The sequence below is a fragment of the Streptomyces sp. NBC_00029 genome, assembly GCF_045160505.1.
Lineage (GTDB): Bacteria > Actinomycetota > Actinomycetes > Streptomycetales > Streptomycetaceae > Streptomyces.
Window position 1 is genome coordinate 6,817,267 of the sequence record NZ_CP108292.1, and the last position, 21,461, is coordinate 6,838,727.

Consider the following 21,461-nt stretch of genomic DNA (forward strand, 5'->3'; position numbering starts at 1 on the left):
CGCTTCAGCGCCAACGATGATTCGTGCACCTTCGATCAGTGATCCTGATGGGATCCTGCCGGTCATGGATCCACACCTGCTCCGCACCTTCGTCGCCGTGGCCCGGCTCTCCTCCTTCTCCGCTGCCGCCCGCGAGCTGGGCTACACCCAGTCCGCCGTCTCCCAGCACATCGCCGCGCTGGAAGGGGACCTGCGGGCGGAGCTGCTCACCCGCCGCCCCGTCGCCCCGACCCCGGCCGGGGTGCGGCTGCTGGAGCACGCCGGGCCGCTGCTGCTGCGGCTCGACGCCGCGCGGGCCGACGTGCTGCGGCTGGCCGCCGCCCCGCCCGGGCGCGTCACGCTCGCCGCCTCCCCGCTCGCCCTCGGCCCCCGGCTGCTCGCGGCGCTGCCCGCCACTGGAGTCACCCTGCGCGTGATGCCCCCGGCCGAGGTGCCGGCCGCCGTCGCCACCGGCGGCTGCGACCTCGGCCTGGTCGACGGCCTCGCCGCGCCGAACGATCCGCTGCGGCTGCCCGACGTGGCCCCGCTCACCGTGACGGCCGTCGCGCAGGAGGAGCCGGTCGTGCTGCTGCCCGCCGGGCACCCGCTCGCCGGGCGGGCCGCCGTCCGGCTGGACGACCTCGCCGACGCGCGCTGGATCGACGCCCCCGGCCTGGGACTGCCGCTCACCGCCGCCCGCGCCTCCGTCCGCTACGAGGGCACCGACCTGCTCGGCCTCTGCGCCCTCGCCGCCGCCGGACACGGACTGGTCCTGCTGCCGGGCCGCGTGGCGCGGGCCGCCGGCACGGGGGTCGCCGTACCGCTGTCCGCCCCACGCCTGGTGCACCGTACGGAGCTCCTGTCACCGGGCAGCCCGACCGGCGCGGCCGCTGCCCTCGCGGCGCGGCTCGCGGCAGGATCACCCGTATGACAAGTGAACCCGCACCCTTCACTGCCGACGACTACGCGGCCCGGATGGCCGCCGCCGCCCGGACCGCCGCCGAGGCGGGACTGGCCGGTCTGCTGATCGCCCCCGGACCCGACCTCACGCACCTCACCGGATACCGGCCCACCGCCGAGACCGAGCGGCTGACCCTGCTCGTGCTGGCCGCCGGGCAGGACCCCGTGCTCATCGTGCCCGCGCTGGAGGCACCCGACGCGGAGCAGGCCCCGGGCGCCGCCGCGCTGACCCTGCAGGACTGGGCCGACGGCAGGAACCCGTACGCCGTGACCGCCCCGCTGCTGGACTTCCGCGGGCGCTTCGGGGTGAGCGACAACACCTGGGCCCTGCACCTCCTCGGCCTCCAGCGGGAGTTGCCGAACACCTCCTACGCACCGCTCACCGACTGCCTGCCCATGCTCCGCGCGGTCAAGGACGAACGGGAGCTGGACCGCCTCGCCGCGGCGGGGGCCGCCGCCGACGCCGCGTACGCGCAGGTCCTCCACCTGCCCTTCGCGAACCGCCGGGAGACGGACGTCGCCGAAGACCTGGCCGCCCTGCTGCGCGCGCACGGCCACTCCCAGGTCGACTTCACGGTCGTCGGCTCCGGTCCCAACGGGGCCAACCCGCACCACGAGGCCGGCGACCGCGTCATCCGCCACGGAGACATGGTGGTCCTCGACTTCGGCGGCCTGCGCTTCGGCTACGGCTCCGACATCTCCCGCACCGTGCACGTCGGCGAGCCCACCGCCGAGGAGCAGCGGGTCCACGACATCGTCCGCGAGGCCCAGCAGGCCGGTGTGGCCGCGGTCCGGCCCGGGGTCTCCTGCCAGGAGGTGGACCGGGCGGCCCGCGCCGTGATCACCGAATTCGGTTACGGGGAGCGCTTCATCCACCGCACCGGCCACGGCATCGGCGTCACCACCCACGAGCCCCCGTACATGGTCGAGGGCGAGGAGCAGCCGATGGTCCCCGGCATGTGCTTCTCCGTGGAGCCGGGCGTCTACCTCCCGGGCCGGTTCGGCGTCCGCATCGAAGACATCGTGACCGTCACCGGGGACGGCGGGCGCCGCCTCAACAACGCCCCGCGCGAGCTGGCCGTCGTGGAGTGAGGCTCACAGGGCGAGGACGACCGCCGATTCGCCCGGTACGTGGATCCGCCCGTCGGGCCCCGGGTGTTCCAGCGGCTCCCAGGCGGCCAGCACCCGCACCCCGTTGCGGCCCAGCGCGATCGTCACCGGGTCCGGCGAGAGGTTCACGGCCACCCGTACGTCACCGCGCCGGAAGGTGAGCCAGCGACGCTCCTCGTCGTGGGCGACCCGGACCGCGGCCAGGTCCGGGTCGCGCAGGTCGTGATGGGTGCGGCGGAGCGAGATCAGGGTGCGGTACCAGTCCAGCAGGCGGGCGTGGACGCCCTGTTCGGGCTCCGCCCAGTCCAGGCGGGAGCGGTCCCGGGTGGCCGGGTCCTGCGGGTCCGGGATCTCGTCGGCCTTCCAGCCGTGCGCCGCGAACTCCCGGCGCCGGCCGGACCGTACCGCCTCGGCGAGGCCCGGGTCGGGGTGGTCGGTGAAGTACTGCCAGGGCGTTGCGGCCCCCCACTCCTCGCCCATGAACAGCATCGGCACGAACGGCCCGGTCAGGGCCACGGCGGCGGCGCACGCCAGCAGCCCGGGGGAGAGCGAGGCGGAGAGCCGGTCGCCGAACGCCCGGTTCCCGATCTGGTCGTGGGTCTGGGTGTAGCCGAGGAAGCGGTGGGCCGGGGTCCGGCGGTGGTCCACCGGACGGCCGTGGGTGCGGCCCCGGAAGGCGGAGAAGGTCCCGTCGTGGTAGAACACCCGCGTCATGGTCTTGGCGAGGGCTGCCAGCGGCGCCACGGCGAAGTCGGCGTAGTACGCCTGGGACTCGCCGGTCAGCGCGCAGTGCAGGGCGTGGTGGAAGTCGTCGTTCCACTGGGCGTGCAGGCCCAGGCCCCCGGCCGGGCGCGGGGTGGTGGTGCGCGGATCGCACCGGTCGGACTCGGCGATCAGGAACAGCGGGCGGCCGGTGTCCGCCGCGAGTTCGTCGACGGCCGCGCTCAGTTCCTCCAGGAAGGTCAGCGCCCGGTCGTCGGCCAGCGCGTGCACCGCGTCCAGCCGCAGCCCGTCGATCCCGTAGTCGCGCAGCCAGGCCAGCGCGCTGCCGAGGAGGTAGGCGCGCACCTCGTCGGAGCCGGGCGCGTCCAGGTTCACCGCGGAGCCCCACGGTGTGTGGTGGGTGTCGGTGAAGTACGGGCCGTAGGCGGGCAGGTGGTTGCCGGACGGGCCGAGGTGGTTGTGGACCACGTCCAGCACCACGCCCAGCCCCGCCTCGTGCGCGGCGGCCGTGAAGCGGGCCAGGCCGGCCGGGCCGCCGTACGGCTCGTGCACCGACCAGGGTGCGACCCCGTCGTACCCCCAGCCGTGCCGGCCGGAGAAGGAACAGACCGGCATCAGCTCCACGTGCGTGACGCCCAGGGAGGTGAGGTGCCCGAGCCGGGCGGCGGCCGCGTCGAAGGTGCCCTCGGGGGTGAAGGTGCCGATGTGCAGCTCGTACAGGACCGCGTCCTGCAGCCGGGTGTAAGGCGGTTGCGCCGGGCGCGGGGCGAGGGCCTCCAGGTCGACGACCGCCGACAGCCCGTCGGGCCCGTCGGGCAGCCGCCGTCCGCGCGGATCGGGCCGGGGGGCCGCTCCGTCGAGCAGGAATCCGTAGCGGCTCCCGTCCGCCGCCGGGGCCCGGACGGTCCACCAGCCGTCCCGGTCCGGATCGCGCGCCATGTCGTACGCCGCTCCGTCGACCTGCACCGCGACGTGACCTGCCGGCGGTGCCCACACCTCGAACTGCACGGACGGTCCCCTCGTCGGCGGCGGTGTCCAGCATGCTTATCCTGCCCATCATCGCGGGCCCGGCGCGGGTGTTCTGGACACTCCGCCCCCGACGGGCCGACAATCACCCTGTGACGTCCAGTTTCGAGATTCCCGCCTTCCCCGCGCCGCGGCTGTCCGACGCCGAGCGCGACCGGGCGCTGGGCCAGCTCAGAGAGGGAGCCGCCCTCGGCAAGCTCTCCCACGACACCTTCCTGCGCCGGATGGAACTGGCCCTCGTCGCACGGCGCTCCGAGGACCTCGCCGTGCTCACGGCCGACCTCCAGAGCAGGGAGGCCGCCGAAAGCCCCTGGACGCGTCGGCTGTTCGGCTGGGTCGGCCGGGTCTCGGCCGTGTCCGTCGGGGTCCGGCGCGCCTGGACCGCCGAACGGCTGCCCAAGCTGCTGCTGCCGCACCCGAGTGCGGCGGCCCTGCGGATCGGCCGCGACCCGGGCAACGGGCTGCGGCTCAGCCACGAGACCGTCTCCCGGACCCATGCGGAACTGAGCCTGCGCGACGGGACGTGGGTGCTCAAGGACCTCGGCTCCACCAACGGGACCACGGTCAACGGGCGCCGGGTGACCGGCTCCGCCGTGGTCCGCGACGGGGACCAGGTCAGCTTCGGGAACATGACCTTCCGCCTCTCGGCGAGCTGAGGCCGTCCGCCGGGGTCGCCGGGCCGAGGACGCCCCGCCGGTCCGCCGTGCGGTACGACCGCGCAGGATGGCCGTCATGGAACACATGCCCGTCATCCGCCGCGCACGCGTCGGGGACCTGCCCCGCCTGGCCGAACTCGTCCACGAGCACGTCGCGTACGAGAAATCGGCGCCGCGCCCGGCCGGCCTCGCAGGACGGCTCGGCCCGCAGCTGTTCGCCGAGGACGCCCGGCTGTGGGTGCTGCTCGCCGAGACCGCGGACGGCACGGTCGCCGGATATGCGGCCTGCTCCGCCGAGTTCGCCTTCTGGGACGCCCGGCACTACCTGCACATGGACTGCCTCTACCTGGCGCAGGAGGCCCGCGGCCACGGCCTGGGCTCCGCCCTGATGGACGGCGTGACGGGTCTGGCCCGCGAGCTCGGCCTCGACCAGGTCCGGTGGCAGACCCCCGACTGGAACGAGGGCGCGATCCGCTTCTACGACCGGCTCGGGGCCACCGGGTTCCCGAAGCGCCGGTACGCCCTGACCGTGGAGCCCGCCCCCGCTCCCGGCCCTGCCTCCGCTCCTGCCTCCGATCCTGCTCCCGACTCCGACTCCGACTCGGACCCCGGCCCCGGCAACGGCCCCGCTCAGGGCGACCGGTCGGCCGCGACGAGGCGGTCGTAGGCGGCCAGGACGGTCCGGGACTGGTGCTCCACCTGCGTGGCCACCGGGATCCAGCGGGCCCCGAAGCGGGCCGCGAAGTCCTCGCACCACCCGGTGACCAGCCGGTCCAGCCCGGGCGCCGCCGGATGACCGTGGGTGCGCAGCACCCGCAGCAGCATCGCGGCGGCGCGCAGCGAGAGCCGGCGACCGAAGGCGTCGATGCTGGCGATGTACGCCGCCGTGGCCTCCGCCGGAGCCGCGTTCGTCCACTCGGCGGCGACCCGCGGGATCAGCGCGAGCGTCCAGTCCACCGCGCGCAGCAGGGGCGCCGCGGCCGGATCCCCGTACGGCAGCGGATCCGCCCGCGTTCCCCCGCCGCCCCGGACCGCGGCGACGAGCGCGGCGTCCGAGGTGAGCCGCTCGGCCAGCATCCGCAGGGCGCGGCGCGGGTCCGGGTGCGGGGTGGGATCGTCGACCAGGTCGGAGGCCCACATCGGGACTTCGACGATCGCGGTCGTGCCGGCGTAGCGGTGGGCGTGGTACCAGGTGCTCAGCCGGGTGTCCTCCGGGTGGAATGCCCCGGCGGCCTCGCCGCCCGGCTGCGGTATGACGAAGATCCCGGGCCCGGGGGAGGGCCAGCCGGCCGCGTCCGAAGCTCCGTTCTCCACCGGGATGCGCAGTTCGGCGGCCGATTTCGCGAACGGCTCGGCGAGGCCGGGTATGTCCCGGGTGAGCTGGACCCAGGTGCCGCCGAGGTCGGTGGCGTGCAGGGACACCTGGAGGACGGGCCGCAGCTCGTCGATGAGCGCGGTGAGGGCCAGGGTCTCGGGCGGCAGCCGGTCCGGGGGCAGTAAGGACGGCGCCCACTCGGGCTGTTCGGGACCGGGCGGCCGGAAGAAGTTCCGGTGGTAGTCCAGGAGCGAGTACGGGCGGGGCGTGCGGTGCAGGTCCGCGCCGTCCGGGTCGGCGCAGAGCAGGAAGTGCCAGCCGCAGCCGGCCCGTGGTGCGGGCTCGCGCAGCAGGCGCCGGGCGAGCGCGAGGACGGTGGCGCCGCCGACGGGTTCGTTGGCGTGCGCCCCGGCGACGACGAGGACGTCGCGGCCCGCCCGGCGCGGGGCGCCGCCCGTCGCGGCGACGGACAGGACCCACAGGGGCTGCCCGGCCCGGGAGGTGCCGGCCTGGCGGAGCCGGACCGTGCCGGGGTGTTCGTCCGCCAGAGCGCGGGCGGCGAGCCCGAGTTCCTGCGGTGTGGGGTAGCACATGTCACGGAGGAGAGTCACAAGGGATGCCATGCCCGCGGGGCCCGCCGCCTACTGCTCCGCGGGCCCCGCAAGTTTCCTCGAATCCCCGGGAAACCCCTGGCCAAGGCCTGCGGCAACGGCGGTGGCAACAGCTGCGGCCACGGCTGCGGGGTGTCGGCGGGGACCCGGTCCGGATCGGGCTACTGCTGGTGCAGGCCGCGGCCCGCAAGGCTCAGGAAGGCCTCTCCGACCGCCTCCGAGAGCGTCGGGTGGGCGTGGATGTGCCGCGCCACGTCGCCCGGCTCCGCGTCCCAGCCCACGATCAGCTGGCTCTCCGCGATCATCTCGGACACGTGTGGCCCGACCAGGTGCACGCCGAGCACCCGTCCGCCCCGTTCCGCGACCACCTTCACGGTGCCCCCCTGCCCGTGCACCATGCCCTTGGCCACGGCGGTCAGCGGCATCGTGTTCACCACCACGTCGTACGCCGCCTCGCGCGCCTGCGCCTCCGTCAGCCCGACGGCCGCGGTCTGCGGGGCCGAGTAGGTCACCCGCGGCACGGCCGCGTAGTCCACCGGCGCGCTCGCCACCCCGGCCAGCGTCTCGGCCACCAGCAGCCCCTCCGCGAAGGAGGCGTGCGCCAGCCCGGGCGAGGGCGGCGGCAGCAGGTCACCCACGACATGGATCCCCGGGACGGCGGTCTCCAGCCGGGACCAGTCGGCCGGGGCCACGAACCCCCTTCCGTCGGTGGCCAGTCCGGCCGCCGCGAGGTCCAGCCCGTCGGTGACGGGCACCCGCCCGACCGCCACCAGCAGCCGCTCCGCCCGGATCTCGCGCAGCTCCCCGCGCGCGGTGCGCACGGTGGCCCGGACGCCACCGGAGGCGAGCCGCTCCGCCCCCTCCAGCCGGGCCCCGGTCTGCACGTCGATCCCGCGCTTCTTCAGGCCCCGCGCCAGATGCCGGGACACGTCCGCGTCCTCCAGCGGGACCAGCCGGTCCGCGGCCTCGACCAGGGTCACCCCGGCGCCCATGGAACGGTGGAAGGACGCGTACTCCACCCCGATCGCCCCGCCGCCCAGCACCAGCACCGAAGCCGGCAGCCCGGGCGCGAACAGCGCGTCGTCACTGGTCACCACCGCGTGGCCGTCGGGCTCCAGTCCCGGCAGGGTGCGCGGCCGGGACCCGGTGGCCAGCACGATCCCCCGGACTGCGGTGAACTCCCGGCCGTCCTCGGTCCGGACGGAACGCGGCCCGGTCAACCGGGCCCCGCTGCGCACCACCCGCACCCCCGCGTGCTCCAAGTGCCCCTCCACACCCCGGTGGTTGCGGGAGACGATCTCGTCCCGGGTGGCGGTCAGGGCCGTCCAGTCGACCGAGTCCACGCTCACCCGGACCCCCCAGCGCTCGCGCGCCTCGGCGATGCCGTCGACGAGTTCCGCCGCGTGCAGCATGGCCTTGCTGGGGATGCAGCCCCGGTGCAGGCAGGTCCCGCCGACCTTGTCACGTTCCGCGAGCAGGACGCTCAGGCCCAGGGCCGAGGCGCGCAGGGCGGTGCTGTAGCCGCCCGTGCCGCCGCCGATCACGATCACATCCACGGTGCTGTCGTTGGTCATGTGCCCAGCCTCTAGGGCCCGTTGGACCGAGTCCAAGGAAATGATCCTCTGGGATCCATGCAGGATCTTTATGCTCGGAGGTCATGAGCCTGCGCCAGATGGAGTACTTCCTCGCCGTCGTGGAGGAGTCCTCCTTCACCCGCGCCGCGGACAGCCTGCACGTCACCCAGCCCGCCCTGTCCCACCAGGTCAAGGCCCTGGAGCGGTCCGTGGGCGGCGCGCTGCTGGAGCGCATGCCGCGCGGGGTCCGGCTCACCGCCATGGGCCGCGCCTTCCTCCCGCACGCGCAGCTCGCCGTCCGCAGCGCCCACCAGGCCGAGCGGGCCGCCCGCGCCGCGGCGGGGGTGGCCGGCGGGGAACTGCACATCGCCACCGTGCACGCCCTGGCCGTCGGCCTGCTGCCCGGCGTCGCCGCCCGCTGGCGGTCCCTGCACCCGGAGGTCTCCCTGGTGATCCGGGAGTACGGCTCCACCGAGGCGCTGGAGGAACAGCTGGAACGGGGTGTCGCGGACCTCGCGGTGGGTCCCGAGCCCGCGGGGTGGCAGGGCCCCCTGCTCCCGGCCGGCCGCGAGGAACTGGTCATCGTCGTCCCCTTCGACGATCCGCTGGCCGGCCGCGAGGCCGTCCGCCTCGCCGAGCTCGCCCATCACGACTGGATCCGCTGCGCGATGGAACCGCTGGTCGACGGGGTCCTCGTACTCGACCGGGCGTGCGGGGCGCTCGGCTTCACCCCGCACACGGTGCTGCGTACGGAGCACACCTCGACGGCCGTACGGATGGCGGCCGCCGGGGTGGGCATCGTCATGGCCCCGGCCCACATGGTCCGCGGCGCCGTCGGCGAGGACTGCGTACTGCTCCCCCTCGACCCGCCGTGGCACCGGCCCCTCGCCGTCTTCTCCAGGGTCCCGCTGACCGGGGCCGCGGCCGCCTTCGGGGAGCTGATCGGCGCCGGCCGCGGCCCCGCCGGATCACCCGCGCAGCCAGATCCCCACCGGCCGGCCCGCCAGCAGGCCGTCGACCTCGGGCGAACCGCTGTGTGAGGGCGTGGAGTCGGGGGAGCCGGGGACGAGGGCGGTCCAGGTGCCGGGCGGCAGGTGCAGGCGGGTGTCGCGCCAGCCGCCGGAGGCCGCCAGCCGGTGGGACAGCCGGGTGGCCGCCACCAGCAGCCCGGGGCCCCGGGTGAAGGCCACCAGGTGGTCGGCGGCCGGGCCCCGGGCCAGGACGGGCGCGTAGCCCCGGAAGAGCTCGGGCCGCTCCCGCCGGAGCCGCAGCAGGGTGGCCGTCAGGCTCAGCTTCTCCTCGGCCGGGTCCTGCGGGGCGGCGCCGGCGTCCAGCCGGTTCAGCGCCCCGGTGGGGAAGTGGGCCGGACGCCGGTTGTCGGGGTCCACCAGGGCCCGGTACTCCGTCTCCGCGCCCTGGTAGACCTCCGGGACCCCCGGCATCGCCAGGTGCAGCAGGGTCATGCCGAGCAGATTCGCCCGGGCGGCCCCGGCCAGCTCCGCCGGGAGGTCGACGGGGCCCTGGACGTACGAGGCCACGCCCGCCTCGTACGCCTCGTCCGGCTCGGTCCAGCTGGTGCGCAGGGCCGCCTCGCGGACCGCCTTGAGCAGGGCGCCGGTCAGCCGGGGCCCGGCCTTGGGGACGTTGCCGAGGCCCACCGCGGTCTGGTGGGCCACCCAGGCCAGTTGGGGGTCGGGCCCGGCCGGGCTGCCCATCAGCTCCGGCGCCTGGGACAGCGCAGCGATCCGGGCCCGGACGTCCGCGCTGCGCTTGGTGTCGTGCGTGGACAGCACGGTCCCGGCCCCGGGCCACTCCTCGGCGAGGGCGGCGCAGTACGCGTGGAACTCCGCGGCCGACACCGCCGGCCGCCCCGGCTCCCCGCCGACCTCGGTGGCCGACAGCAGCGGCGCGTACCGGTAGAAGGCCCGGTCCTCCAGGGACTTGGCGCGCAGGGCCGCCGAGGTCTGGGCGAAGCGGGCGGCGAAGGCCGGATCCCGCAGCAGCAGCTCCCGTACGGCGGCCACCGCGCCCGCGCCGGCCGCCGCGGCCGCCTGTTCCAGGGCCCGCGGCGGCAGGTCGCTCTCGCCGGGGTACGGCCGGTAGACGGGGAAGACGATCAGCAACTCCCTTACGGCTGGCGCCAGTTCCGGCCCGGCCTGCCGTTCCAGTACCCCCAGCTCGGCGGCCAGGTCGCCGGTCAGCACCTCCCGTGCGGACGTCCGGGCCGCCTCCGGCCACTGCGGCAGCCCGGTGCTCTCCCCGTACCGGGCCGCCAGTTCCGCGGCTCCCTCCGGGTCGGTGAACACCCCGTCCACCCGGTGCAGGGCGTCGTAGCCGGTGGTCCCCGCCACCGGCCAGGCCGACGGCAGCCGCTCCTCGCGGGCCAGGATCTTCTCGACCACCACCCAGCAGTGCTCGCCTGCGGCGGCCCGCAGCCGCCGCAGGTACTCCTCCGGGTCCGCCAGACCGTCCACGTGGTCGATCCGCAGCCCCTCCGCGACCCCGTCCCGGACCAGTTCCAGCACCTTCGCATGGGTGGCGGTGAACACCTCGGGGTCCTCGACCCGGACCCCGATCAGATCCGAAATGGTGAAGAAGCGGCGGTAGTTGAGCGAGGTACGGGCTTCGCGCCACCAGGCCGGCCGGTACCACTGCGCGGCGAGCAGCTCGGGCAGGGCCAGCCCCGCGGTCCCCTCGCGCAGCGGGAACTCCTGCTCCCCGTAGCGCAGCACCTCGCCGTCGGCCTCCAGCTCGCAGGTCTCCACCGGACCGGCGAGCACGGGCAGCAGCACCTGCCCGCCGCCCGCCTCCCAGTCGATGTCGAACCAGCGTGCGTACGGCGAGGCGGGCCCGTCCCGCAGCACCTCCCACAGAGGCCGGTTCAGCCGCAGCGGGGTCGGCACCGCCATGTGGTTGGGCACGATGTCGAGGACCAGGCCGAGCCCGTGCGCCCGGGCGGCCCCGGCCAGCGCCCGCAGCCCCGGCTCGCCGCCGAGCTCGGCCCGCACGCGGGAGTGGTCGGTGACGTCGTAGCCGTGCGTCGAGCCGGGTGCAGCCTCCAGGACGGGGGAGAGGTGCAGGTGTGACACGCCGAGCGAGGCGATGTGCGGCACGACTGCTTCCGCCGCCGCGAAGGGAAACTCCGGGCACAGCTGGAGGCGGTAGGTCGACGTCGGAGTGACAGGTGTCGGAACGTCAGATTCCGATTCAGGGGTCGGGTGCGGCTGGCTCATGAGAACGTACGTACCCAGCCTGCCGGATTCCGTGCCATTACCCAATGCATCCGAGTGACTGCATCGGGTTAGCGTTGATCAAGTGGTTGGAACCGTCAACACCTATCGAAGAGTCATCGCCCTGACCGGGCCCCTACTTCCGCTCGTCTCTTTCCTCGCCCGACTGCCCGTCGCGATGTCCCAGTTCGGCAGCTTCCTGCTGGTCGCCCAGACCAGCGGCTCCCTCGCCACCGCGGGTATCGTCGGCGGCGCCCTCTCCGTCGGACAGGTCCTCTTCGGGCCCGTCCTCGGCTGGCTCTCCGACCGGCACGGGCAGCGCCGCGTCGTCCTGGCCGCGGCCGCCGTCAACGCCGTGGCCACCGCCGCCCTGGTCGCCGGGGCGCTCGCGCACCTGGCCACCGTCCCGCTCGCCGCGATCGGCGCGCTCACCGGCGCCTCCGTACCGCTGATCGGACCGCTCGCCCGTACCCGGTCCGTCGCCCTGGCCCACCGGGCCAAGGCCGACGAGAGTGTCGTAGGCGCGGTCCACGCCCTCGAAGGCACCCTGGACGAGGTCTCCTTCGTCTTCGGCCCCGCCCTGGTCGGACTCGCCGCGCTCCTCGCCCACCCGGCCTTCGCCCTCGCCGCCGCGGCCGGCCTCGTCGCCGTCTTCGGCACCGTCTACGCGCTGCACCCGACCGCCGCCGTCACCGGGGGGTACCCCCGGACGGAGTCCGGGGGAGGGTTCCCCGCGCGCGACCGGGGTGCGGGTAGCCGGGTCCGGCCGCCCGGCGTGGTCCACGCCGTACGCGGCTCCCTCTTTCTGCAGGGCGCGATGTTCGGCGCCTGCCAGGCGGGCATCACCGCGCTCACCATCCGGCTCGGCGTCCCGGACCAGGCCGCCGTCGTCTACTCGGCCATGGGTGTCGTCAGCGCGGTCGTCGGCATCTCGCTCGGCGCGCTGCCCGCCCGCTTCGGGCTGCGGCTGCGCTGGCGGGCGGCGACCGGAGCGGCCCTGGTGTTCTCGGCGCCGCTGCTGGTCACCGACGGCCTGTGGCCGCTGTACGTCGTCGTCACCGTGCTCGGCGCCGCCTACGCACCCCACCTGATCACCGCGTTCGCGCTCACCGAGCGGTCCGTGGAACCGGCCCGGCTCTCCGCCTCGATGGCCCTCGCCGCCAGCTGCCTGGTGGCCGGGCAGGCCACGGCCCTCGTCGCCTGCGGGCGCCTCGCCGAGGGGTACGGCCCCGCAGGGGCCTTCGCCGTGGCCGTCGGGGCGGCCGCCGTCTGCCTGCTCCTCGCCCTCGTCACCGAGGTGCCCGCCGCCCGGACGCACACCGCCAGGGTGAGCGTCGCGGGCCCGCGGGCCGGCTCCGCCCCGGCGGCGGACGGGAGCGCCGCCGTCTACGCCGGGCGCTGAAGCACCACCAGACACCGCCCCGTCAGCGCCACCCGGTCCCCGGCCGCATACTGCGGCCCGGTGCCGGGTGGCAGTACGTCCGCCCGCGCCGTGTCCACCACCAGCCGCCACTGCGCGCCGAAGCCCGCCGGAACGGTGAAGTCCTGCGGTTCCGCGCCCGCGTTGAACATCAGCAGGAACGAGTCGTCGGTGATCCGCTCCCCGCGGGTGCCCGGCTCGGAGATCGCCTCCCCGTTCAGGAACACGGTCAGCGCCCTCGCGTGCTGCGCCTGCCAGTCCCGCGCCCGCATCTCCTCGCCGTGCGGGGTGAACCAGGCGATGTCGGAGAGCTCGTCGTGCGTGCCCTCCACCGGCCGCCCGTGGAAGAACCGGCGCCGCCGGAAGACCGGGTGGTCGCGGCGCAGCCACACCATCCGCCGGGTGAACTCCAGCAGGGACGGAGCCGGTTTGCCGGGCTCCGGCCAGCTCACCCACGACAACTCGTTGTCCTGGCAGTACGCGTTGTTGTTGCCCTGCTGGGTGCGGCCGAACTCGTCGCCGTGGCTGAGCATCGGCACGCCCTGCGACAGCATCAGGGTGGCCGTGAAGTTGCGCATCTGGCGTTCGCGCAGCTCCAGGACCTCCGGATCCTCGGTGGGACCCTCCACACCGCAGTTCCAGGAGCGGTTGTGGGTCTCGCCGTCCCGATTGCCCTCCCGGTTCGCCTCGTTGTGCTTCTCGTCGTACGACACCAGGTCGTTCAGGGTGAAACCGTCGTGGCAGGTGGTGAAGTTGATCGACGCCAGCGGGCGCCGTCCGTCGTCCTGGTAGAGGTCGGAGGAGCCGGTCAGCCGCCCCGCGAACTCGGCCAGCGTGCGCGGCTGCCCGCGCCACAGGTCCCGTACGGTGTCCCGGTACTTGCCGTTCCACTCGGTCCACAGCGGCGGGAAGTTGCCCACCTGGTAGCCGCCCTCGCCCAGGTCCCAGGGCTCCGCGATCAGCTTCACCTGGCTCACCACGGGATCCTGCTGGACCAGGTCGAAGAACGAGGACAGCCGGTCCACCTCGTGGAACTGGCGGGCCAGCGTCGCCGCGAGATCGAAGCGGAAGCCGTCCACGTGCATCTCGGTCACCCAGTAGCGCAGCGAGTCCATGATCAGCTGGAGCACGTGCGGGGAGCGCATCAGCAGCGAGTTGCCGGTGCCGGTGGTGTCCATGTAGTGGCGCGGGTCGTCCGCCAGCCGGTAGTACGAGGCGTTGTCCAGCCCGCGGAAGGACAGTGTCGGCCCCAGGTGGTTCCCCTCGGCCGTGTGGTTGTAGACCACGTCGAGGATCACCTCGATGCCGGCCTCGTGCAGGGCCCGGACCGCCGACTTGAACTCCAGCACCTGCTGGCCGCGGTCGCCCGAGGCGTAGCCGTTGTGCGGGGCGAAGAATCCGATGGTGTTGTAACCCCAGTAGTTGCTCAGCCCGTCGTTGACCAGCCGGTGGTCGTTGACGAACTGGTGCACCGGCATCAGCTCCAGCGCCGTCACCCCGAGCTTGGTGAGGTGGCCGATGACCGCGGGATGCGCGAGCGCCCCGTAGGTGCCCCGCAGCTCCTCCGGGAGGTCCGGATGGTGCATGGTCAGGCCCTTGACGTGGGCCTCGTACAGCACGGTGTGGTGGTACTCGTGACGCGGCGGCCGGTCGTTGGCCCAGTCGAAGTACGGGTTCACCACCACCGAGCTCATGGTGTGCGGGGCGGAGTCCAGGTCGTTGCGCGAGTCGGGACGGCCGAAGTGGTAGCCGTACACCGCCTCGTTCCAGCTGACCCGGCCGCTGATGGCCCGCGCGTACGGGTCCAGGAGCAGCTTCGCCGCGTTGCAGCGGCGGCCGCGCTCGGGCTCGTACGGCCCGTGGACGCGGAAGCCGTACCGCTGCCCCGGCATCACCCCGGGCAGGTACGCGTGACGGACGAAGGCGTCCGTCTCCCGCAGTTCCACCGCGGACTCGGACCCGTCGTCATGGAGGAGGCACAGCTCGATGCGTCGGGCGGCCTCCGAATAGACCGCGAAGTTGGTGCCGGCGCCGTCGTACGTGGCACCCAGCGGATACGCCTGTCCCGGCCAGACCTGCATAGATAACGACTCTTCCCTCATTGCCCGAAGATGTCCCGGCTGACCCGGCGTGGACTCAAGTCCCTGCCAGATCTTCCCCGAAAGAGGGGCCCCAAGCGCGGACTTGCGAGGGGTCCTACCGGGTGACCCGCAGAGCCGATATGCGGGTCAGCGGACTGTGTGTGCATCGGATAATGGGTCAACGGACCTCCTTCGTAAGGGCCGTCGGGCTGCACCGGGCCGCGCGCGCGGAGTACCCTTCCGTGATCACTGGAGACGGGCGTCCAGACGCAGAAGGCGGTGCACGGGTGAGCTCGGGAGGTCTGGAGCTGCCCCCTGGTGACAGCAGTCACGAGGGTGGCCCGGCGGACGCCCCAGGTGGTGTCCCCGGCGGGACACCCGCGGGGATCCCGGCCGGGGCGGTCTCCCTGGCGGGCGGACCGGCGGCGGCCGGGAGCGCGGGGGCCGGCGTCGAGCTGGACTGGGGCACGGAGGCCTGGAGCGAGGTCCGTACCCGGGCGCAGCGGGCCGGCCGTGCGTACATCTGGCTGAACCTCATCGAGCAGCGGCTGCGCGCGGTGGTCGGGGCGGTGCTCCGGCCGATCTACGAGCCGGTGCACGGCACGGACGACTGGGTCGTCGCCGCCGCCGGACCCGCCGGGCAGGAATGGGTGCAGCGGGCCGTCGCCGTGCGCGAGGTCAGCCGGCGCAAGGGCTACCTGCTCGACTCGGCCGACGACAACGTGCTGAGCTTCCTCACCCTGCCCCAGCTGCGGGAGCTGATGGTCCAGCACTGGCCCTGCTTCGAGCCGTACTTCGACGACCGGCGCGAGATCGAGCTCGCCCTCGACGAGCTCGAGGTCACCCGCAACGTCGTGTCGCGCAACCGGGCCCTGTCCCGGCCCGTGCTGGAACAGGCGGAACGCGCCTCGGCGCGCCTGCTGGAGGTCCTGGGCGGGGTCTCCGGCAGCCCCTCGGCCGAGCGGCTGCCGATCGACGCCGTCGAGGACCTGGTGGGCGACCGGTACGCGGACGTCATCTCGGTCCACCCGGACCGGGTACGGCTGCAGCGCCAGCTCCCGGCCGAGGACCTCTTCGGGGGCGCCCGGCGGCTCGACGCCATCGGCATAGGGCTCAACCTGCTGGTCCAGAACTTCTCGGGCCGAAGACTCGTCCGGCTCACCGAGGCCGGCTGCCGGGTGCGGCTGCTGTTCCTGAACCCGGCGAGCAGCGCCGTGAAGCGGCGCGAGCGGGAACTGGGACTGCGCAAGGGCGAGCTGAGCCGCTCGGTGGAGATGAACATCCTGCACGTCCGCCGGGTCCGGGCGGGCCTGCGGGACCCCTCCCGCTTCGAGATCCACGTGTTCGACGAGACCCCGCGCTTCACCGCGTACCTGGTCGAGGGGCAGTCCTCGGGCATCGCGGTGGTCCAGTCGTACCTGCGGCGGGCGCGCGGCATGGAGTCGCCCGTCCTGGTGCTGCGGGGCGGCGGGCGCGGAGTGCCGAAGGACGCGGAGCACGGCCTGTTCACGACGTACCGGGAGGAATTCGAGTCCATGTGGGAGGACTCCCGGCCGGTGTCCTGACCGGCGGTACGAGCGCGTGACCCGCGGCCCCGGCGGCCCGGCTGTCAGTGCCCCGTGGCAGGCTGAAACCCGTTGACCGAAGGTGTACGGGGGAGGGGCACGGGGTGGAGGACTGGCACGGCATGGGGGACTGGCACGGCGGTGTGCTGATCGGATTCGACCTGGAGACGACCGGCACGGAGCCGGGGGAGTCGCGGATCGTGACGGCGGCCCTGGTCGAGGTGCGGGGCGGAGCGGTGCGCGAGCGGCGCGGCTGGCTCGCCGATCCGGGCATACCGATCCCGGAGGGGGCCTCGGCGATCCACGGGATCAGCACGGAGCGCGCGGTCGCCGAGGGGCGCCCGGTGCGGGAGGTCGCGGACGAGGTCGCGGAGGCCCTGGTCGGCCACTGGCGGGCCGGTGCGGTGGTGGTCGCGTACAACGCGGCCTTCGACCTGACGCTGCTGACGGCCGAACTGGCCCGGCACGGGCTGCCGTCACTGGCCGACCGGCTGGGCGGGGCGCAGACCGGGCCGGTGGTGGACCCGCTGACCATCGACCGGGCCGTGGACCGCTACCGGCGGGGCAAGCGGACCCTGGAGGCGGTCTGCGGGGTGTACGGGGTCACCCTCGACGACGCGCACGACGCGGGGGCGGACGCGCTGGCCGCGGTCCAGGTGGCCCGCGCGATAGCCGAGCGGCACCCGGAGGTCGCCGCGCTCACCCCGGCCGACCTGCACGCGCGCCAGAGCACCTGGCACGCGCGCTGGGCCCGGGACTTCCAGTCGTACCTGCGCCGCCAGGGCACCCCGGACGCGGTGATCGACGAGGCCTGGCCGCTGCGCGGACTGGTCCCGGCCTGAGCCGGCTCCTCCCGGACGAATAAGCAGGCGGGCCGACCCCTACGGATGTGCGACGATCTCTCGTCGCACATCACCCTGGGGGGTTCATGCCAAGCCCAACGGCATCCGCTAGACGTCCGTTTTCCACCGTAATAACCATCCTGCTGGCCGTCCTCGCCGCGCTTCTCCTCCCGGTGGGCGCAGCCCAGGCCGCACCGGCCGCCGAGGACTGCGTCGGCGTCACCGAAGGACGGTACACGGGCACCCTGACCACCGCCGGGCAGACGCACTGCCTGGAACTGCCGAGCCCGAAGGGCGCCCGGATCGCCGCCCTCACCTCGCTCGGCGGAGCGGGCCTGACCGTCGTGGTCGAGGTGGTCGACAGCAAGGGCGCCGTTCAGTGCACCGAAGGCGCCCTGGGCCTGGGCGACTGCGCCCTCACCGGAACGGCGCCGTTCCGTGCGCTCGTGCGCGCCGGGGACGACACCGAGACCGGGTCGTACGGCGTGCACTTCGTCCGTACGGACATCGTCCAGAACGGCTGCCAGGTCCTGCCCGCCGGCAGCTTCGCCGACGACAAGGGCGCCGTGCGCCTGGAGACCGGCAACGGCGTCTTCTCGCACTGCCTGACCATTCCGGCCGACGCGCACTCCACGTCCGAGCTGCTCCGCATTCGCTACGGCTTCCCCGACGACACGGACCTGTTCCCGAAGTTCGTGCTCAGCGTGATCGCCACCGATGGCAGCGGCCCCGACTGCTACAACCACCCCGCCCCGGGTCAGCAGCTCAGGACGGACGGCCTCACCAGCTGCTCCTTCGCGGCCGGCGCGGCGTACACGGTGCTCGTGCGGGGCCAGGACGCCGTTCGCACCCACACCCTGGACCGCCGGGACGTCACCGCCACGGCCCCGGGATGCGCCGCCTCCGCCGCGACGGCGGTCGGAGCCCCGGCCACGAGCGGCGCCTCCGGCCAGAACGGCACCCTGCGCTGCCACCGGATCACCACGTCCGCGGCCACGGACCGGCTGCGCCTCGACGTCCGGGACGCCCACGACAGCACGCACCTGCTGATCATGGACGGTAACGGCGGAATCGCCTGCCACCAGAAGAGCTGGGCGTGCATCGTCACCGGTTCCACCAGCTACCAGGTCGTGACCCAGGTACCGCAGGACTGGTCCCTGCCCGACTCCTACCGCCTCGACGCATGGCGGATCGCCACGGCCGCCGGTGCGGCGCCCGAGTGCACCCGTGCCGGATCCGTCGCGCACGGGTACGGCCCGCTGACCGGCACGCTCTCCGCGGAGCGCACCGCCGTCTGCGCGGTCCTGCCGAGCGTCTCGGGTGACCGGTTCAGGGCCACTGTCACGGCAACGGACGGTGGGGCGCGCACCCCGCGGCCCGCGTTCTACAGCAAGGCCGGAACCGACCTGTGCACGGGCAACTCGTCGCCGCACGATTGCTCCGCGGCCGGAGAGAGCCTCTTCGTCCTCCCCCTGCCGGACGGGGCGGACCGTACGGCCTACCGGGCCGAGCTCGTCTGCACGACGGCGCCCTGCGGCGCCGAGGAGGTGTCCGTCGGGACGGTCACGCCGAACACCGCGCAGAGCGGTTCGGTCGCGACCCTCACCGTGACGGGCACGGCCCTGGGCATGAGCTCCACCGTCCAGCTCACCGGCGGCCCGGCGCCGCTGACGGCCACGACCGTCTCGGTCTCCGACGACGGCCGGACGCTGAAGGCGACCGTGGATCTGCGCACGGCCCCGGCCGGTATCTGGAACATCCGCGTCACCGTGCTGAACAGCAGTTACTCGGGTGGCACCCTGACGGTGACCCCGCCCCCGTCCTCCGGCCTCGGTACGTACAAGCCGATCACGCCGACGCGGCTGATGGACACCCGTGAGGGTCTGGGTGTGCCGAAGGCGAAGGTGGGCGCGGCCGGGACGGTGACCCTGCAGGTCGCGGGCACGGCCGGGATCCCCGCCGGCGCGACCGCGGTGGTGCTGAACGTGACCGCCACCGAGGCGACCGCGGGCAGCTTCGTGTCGGTGTACCCGAACGGCACGACCCGCACCAGCGCGTCGAACCTCAACTTCACGGCGGGGCAGACGATTCCGAACCTGGTCGTCGTCCCCGTCGTGAACGGGAAGGTCAGCTTCTACAACCACGCGGGTTCGGTGCACCTGATCGCGGACGTCGCCGGTTTCTACACGACCGACGGTTCGGGTTCCACCTACAAGCCGATCACGCCGACCCGGCTGATGGACACCCGTGAGGGTCTGGGCGTGCCCAAGGCCCGGGTCGGTGAGGCGGGCACGGTGACCCTGCAGGTCGCGGGCACGGCGGGGATCCCGGCGACGGGTGTCACCGCGGTGGTCCTGAACGTCACGGCCACCGGGCCGACGGCGGGGAGTTTCGTCTCCGTCTACCCGAACGGCACGACCCGTACGAGTGCGTCGAACCTCAACTTCACGGCGGGGCAGACGATTCCGAACCTGGTCGTCGTCCCCGTGGTGAACGGGAAGGTCAGCTTCTACAACCACGCGGGTTCGGTGGACCTGATCGCGGACGTCGCCGGTTTCTACACGACCGACGGTTCGGGTTCCTCGTACAAGCCGATCACGCCGACGCGGCTGATGGACACCCGTGAAGGCCTGGGCGTGCCGAAGGCGAAGGTGGGCGAGGCCGGCACGGTGACCCTGCAGGTCACCGGAGCGGCGGGGATCCCGGCAGGGGTCACCGCAGTGGTGCTGAACGTCACCGCCACCGAGCCGACCGCCGGCAGCTTCGTGTCCGTCTACCCGAACGGCACGACCCGCACCAGCGCGTCGAACCTCAACTTCACCGCGGGGCAGACGATTCCGAACCTGGTCGTCGTCCCCGTCGTGAACGGGAAGGTCAGCTTCTACAACCACGCGGGATCGGTACACCTGATCGCCGACGTGGCCGGCTACTACACGTCGTAGAGCCGTGGGGTCCCGCCCTCCGCGGGGCGGGACCCCCCACGCCGAACCCGGTCCCTTCGACCCACCGGCCGGATCCACGTGCTCCGGCCCCGGGGCATCGGCTACGGTCCTTGGCTGTGAACCGTACCGAGCGTCTGTACGCCCTGGTGGAGGAGTTACGTGCGGTCTCGCCCCGGCCGCGCAGCGCCCGGTGGCTCGCCGAGCGCTTCGGCGTCAGCACCCGCACCGTCGAGCGCGACCTCAGCGCCCTGCAACAGTCCGGCGTGCCGCTCTACGCCGAACCGGGCCGCAGCGGCGGGTACGTGGTGGACAAGGACCACACCCTGCCGCCCCTGACCATCACCCCCGCCGAGGCGGCGGCCCTGGCTGTCGCCCTGCACACGCTGTCCGGGACGCCGTTCGACGAGGACGCCCGCTCGGCGCTGTACAAGGTGTTCGCCGTCATGCCGCAGCGCGAACGCCAGGCCGCGCGCGAACTCGCCGCGCGGGTACGGCTCGCCGTGCATCCCGTACGGCCCTCCGCGCTCCCGCACGCCCTGCGCGAGGCGCTCTCCGCCCGCCGGCTGCTGCATCTGCGCTACGCCGACGAGCAGGGAAAGGTCACCGACCGCACCGTCGAACCCCTGGGCCTCCTCGGCGGCGAGCACTGGCACCTCATCGGCTGGTGCCGGCTGCGCGCCGCCGTCCGGGGCTTCCGCCTCGACGGCATCCGCGAGGCGCGGGCCCTGGAGGAGACGGCGGAGCCGCGCCCGGTGGACCTGTCCGAACTGGGCGCCCTGGGACGGGATTTCGTCGCGCTCGACGAGCTCTACAGTTTCGCTTGAGCCGCCTCCCGGAGGGCTAAACACCGACAGGGGGCTGTCGCTCCGGGCCCGGAGTCTGGGTGACCACGAACCGACCCTGGAAGGCACCCATGTCTGTGACGACGACGACCCCGACCCCGGCCACCGACTCCGCCCTGCTGACCCGGGAAGCCGGCACCCGGCTGGTGGAGGGCTGGACGGCGCTCTGGAACGGAGACGTCGCCCTCGCCGAGCAGATCCTCGCCCCCGGCTTCCGGCTGCACTTCGCGGACGACTTCGACGGCACCGGCTCCGGCTACACCTTCGGCCAGGAGGAACTGACGGCGTTCATCTCGGCCAACAGCCACGCCCTCACCGGCCTGACCTTCGCCGCCGAAGCCGCACCACTGGTCGACTCCGAGCGCGCCGAGATGGCCTGCCGGTGGAGCGAGAGCCACGCGGACGGTGACGGAGACGTCATCGTCAAGAGCGGCATCGACATGTTCGCCGTCACGGACGGCCGGATCTCCGCCGTGTGGTCACTCACCGGCAGCCGCCGCTTCGCCGCCTGACCGGCACGGTCCCGTGCCCGCACGGGACCGTGCCGGCCACGCGAGCGGCCGTGGGCGTGGTCGTGAGAGTGAC

At 73.8% G+C, this 21,461-nt stretch carries 16 protein-coding genes; 11 read left to right on the plus strand and 5 right to left on the minus strand.

Annotated elements, in window-relative coordinates; all coding sequences use genetic code 11:
• The first annotated feature begins 64 nt into the window (after nt 1–64).
• Both OG753_RS31735 and OG753_RS31740 read left to right on the plus strand, forming a co-directional pair.
• Entirely contained in the window at nt 65–910 is an 846-nt protein-coding gene (locus OG753_RS31735; RefSeq protein ID WP_327265019.1) for a LysR family transcriptional regulator, read from the plus strand.
• Nucleotides 907–2,031 (plus strand): M24 family metallopeptidase, encoded by a 1,125-nt coding sequence (locus OG753_RS31740; protein ID WP_405791056.1) that lies wholly within the window; start codon nt 907–909, stop codon nt 2,029–2,031. The genes OG753_RS31735 and OG753_RS31740 overlap by 4 nt, the downstream gene beginning before the upstream one ends.
• A 3-nt stretch (nt 2,032–2,034) precedes the next feature.
• Here OG753_RS31740 and treZ read toward each other — a convergent pair whose 3' ends face one another.
• The gene (treZ, locus tag OG753_RS31745; RefSeq protein ID WP_405791057.1) at nt 2,035–3,780 is read right to left on the minus strand and encodes a malto-oligosyltrehalose trehalohydrolase; all 1,746 of its coding nucleotides are present in this window, start codon (nt 3,778–3,780) and stop codon (nt 2,035–2,037) included.
• Nucleotides 3,781–3,890: 110 nt separating this feature from the next.
• Here treZ and OG753_RS31750 point away from each other — a divergent pair, with 110 nt between their 5' ends.
• Together OG753_RS31750 and OG753_RS31755 are read left to right on the plus strand one after the other, a co-directional pair.
• Entirely contained in the window at nt 3,891–4,454 is a 564-nt protein-coding gene (locus OG753_RS31750; protein WP_327265022.1) for a DUF1707 and FHA domain-containing protein, read from the plus strand.
• A 76-nt stretch (nt 4,455–4,530) separates the two neighbouring features.
• On the plus strand, nt 4,531–5,121 hold the full coding sequence (locus tag OG753_RS31755; RefSeq protein ID WP_405791058.1) for a GNAT family N-acetyltransferase: 591 nt from the start codon (nt 4,531–4,533) through the stop codon (nt 5,119–5,121).
• Here OG753_RS31755 and OG753_RS31760 read toward each other — a convergent pair.
• Together OG753_RS31760 and lpdA are read right to left on the minus strand one after the other, a co-directional pair.
• Nucleotides 5,085–6,362, minus strand: a complete 1,278-nt coding sequence (locus OG753_RS31760; RefSeq protein WP_327265024.1) for a M14 family zinc carboxypeptidase — start codon at nt 6,360–6,362, stop codon at nt 5,085–5,087. The two genes, OG753_RS31755 and OG753_RS31760, sit on opposite strands and share 37 nt — an antisense overlap.
• 179 nt (nt 6,363–6,541) lie before the next feature.
• On the minus strand, nt 6,542–7,954 hold the full coding sequence (gene lpdA / locus OG753_RS31765; RefSeq protein ID WP_405791059.1) for a dihydrolipoyl dehydrogenase: 1,413 nt from the start codon (nt 7,952–7,954) through the stop codon (nt 6,542–6,544).
• Nucleotides 7,955–8,037: 83 nt separating this feature from the next.
• On the opposite strand from lpdA, the gene OG753_RS31770 reads away from it, so the two are divergent.
• Nucleotides 8,038–8,994, plus strand: a complete 957-nt coding sequence (locus tag OG753_RS31770; RefSeq protein WP_405791060.1) for a LysR family transcriptional regulator — start codon at nt 8,038–8,040, stop codon at nt 8,992–8,994.
• Here OG753_RS31770 and treY read toward each other — a convergent pair.
• Nucleotides 8,923–11,187 carry a malto-oligosyltrehalose synthase gene (treY, locus tag OG753_RS31775; RefSeq protein ID WP_405791061.1) on the minus strand — a complete coding sequence of 755 codons (2,265 nt, stop codon included), beginning with the start codon at nt 11,185–11,187 and terminating at the stop codon, nt 8,923–8,925. The two genes, OG753_RS31770 and treY, sit on opposite strands and share 72 nt — an antisense overlap.
• 82 nt (nt 11,188–11,269) lie before the next feature.
• On the opposite strand from treY, the gene OG753_RS31780 reads away from it, so the two are divergent.
• Entirely contained in the window at nt 11,270–12,586 is a 1,317-nt protein-coding gene (locus tag OG753_RS31780) for an MFS transporter (protein WP_405791062.1), read from the plus strand.
• Here the strand turns inward: OG753_RS31780 and glgX are convergent.
• Nucleotides 12,571–14,685: a glycogen debranching protein GlgX gene (glgX, locus tag OG753_RS31785; protein WP_327265029.1), complete on the minus strand. Its 2,115-nt coding sequence runs from the start codon at nt 14,683–14,685 to the stop codon at nt 12,571–12,573. The genes OG753_RS31780 and glgX overlap by 16 nt on opposite strands.
• 287 nt (nt 14,686–14,972) lie before the next feature.
• Here glgX and OG753_RS31790 point away from each other — a divergent pair, with 287 nt between their 5' ends.
• From OG753_RS31790 to OG753_RS31810, 5 genes are all read left to right on the plus strand, one after another.
• Nucleotides 14,973–16,250, plus strand: coding sequence for an SAV2148 family HEPN domain-containing protein (locus tag OG753_RS31790; protein ID WP_327265030.1), 1,278 nt, complete (start codon nt 14,973–14,975; stop codon nt 16,248–16,250).
• Nucleotides 16,251–16,372: 122 nt separating this feature from the next.
• The gene (locus OG753_RS31795) at nt 16,373–17,092 is read left to right on the plus strand and encodes a 3'-5' exonuclease (protein ID WP_327266971.1); all 720 of its coding nucleotides are present in this window, start codon (nt 16,373–16,375) and stop codon (nt 17,090–17,092) included.
• Between the two features lie 173 nt (nt 17,093–17,265).
• Nucleotides 17,266–20,034 carry a hypothetical protein gene (locus tag OG753_RS31800; RefSeq protein WP_405791063.1) on the plus strand — a complete coding sequence of 923 codons (2,769 nt, stop codon included), beginning with the start codon at nt 17,266–17,268 and terminating at the stop codon, nt 20,032–20,034.
• 116 nt (nt 20,035–20,150) lie between these two features.
• Nucleotides 20,151–20,858, plus strand: coding sequence for a WYL domain-containing protein (locus OG753_RS31805; RefSeq protein WP_327265032.1), 708 nt, complete (start codon nt 20,151–20,153; stop codon nt 20,856–20,858).
• A gap of 89 nt (nt 20,859–20,947) precedes the next feature.
• Nucleotides 20,948–21,388 carry a nuclear transport factor 2 family protein gene (locus OG753_RS31810; RefSeq protein ID WP_327265033.1) on the plus strand — a complete coding sequence of 147 codons (441 nt, stop codon included), beginning with the start codon at nt 20,948–20,950 and terminating at the stop codon, nt 21,386–21,388.
• Nucleotides 21,389–21,461 lie beyond the last annotated feature (73 nt).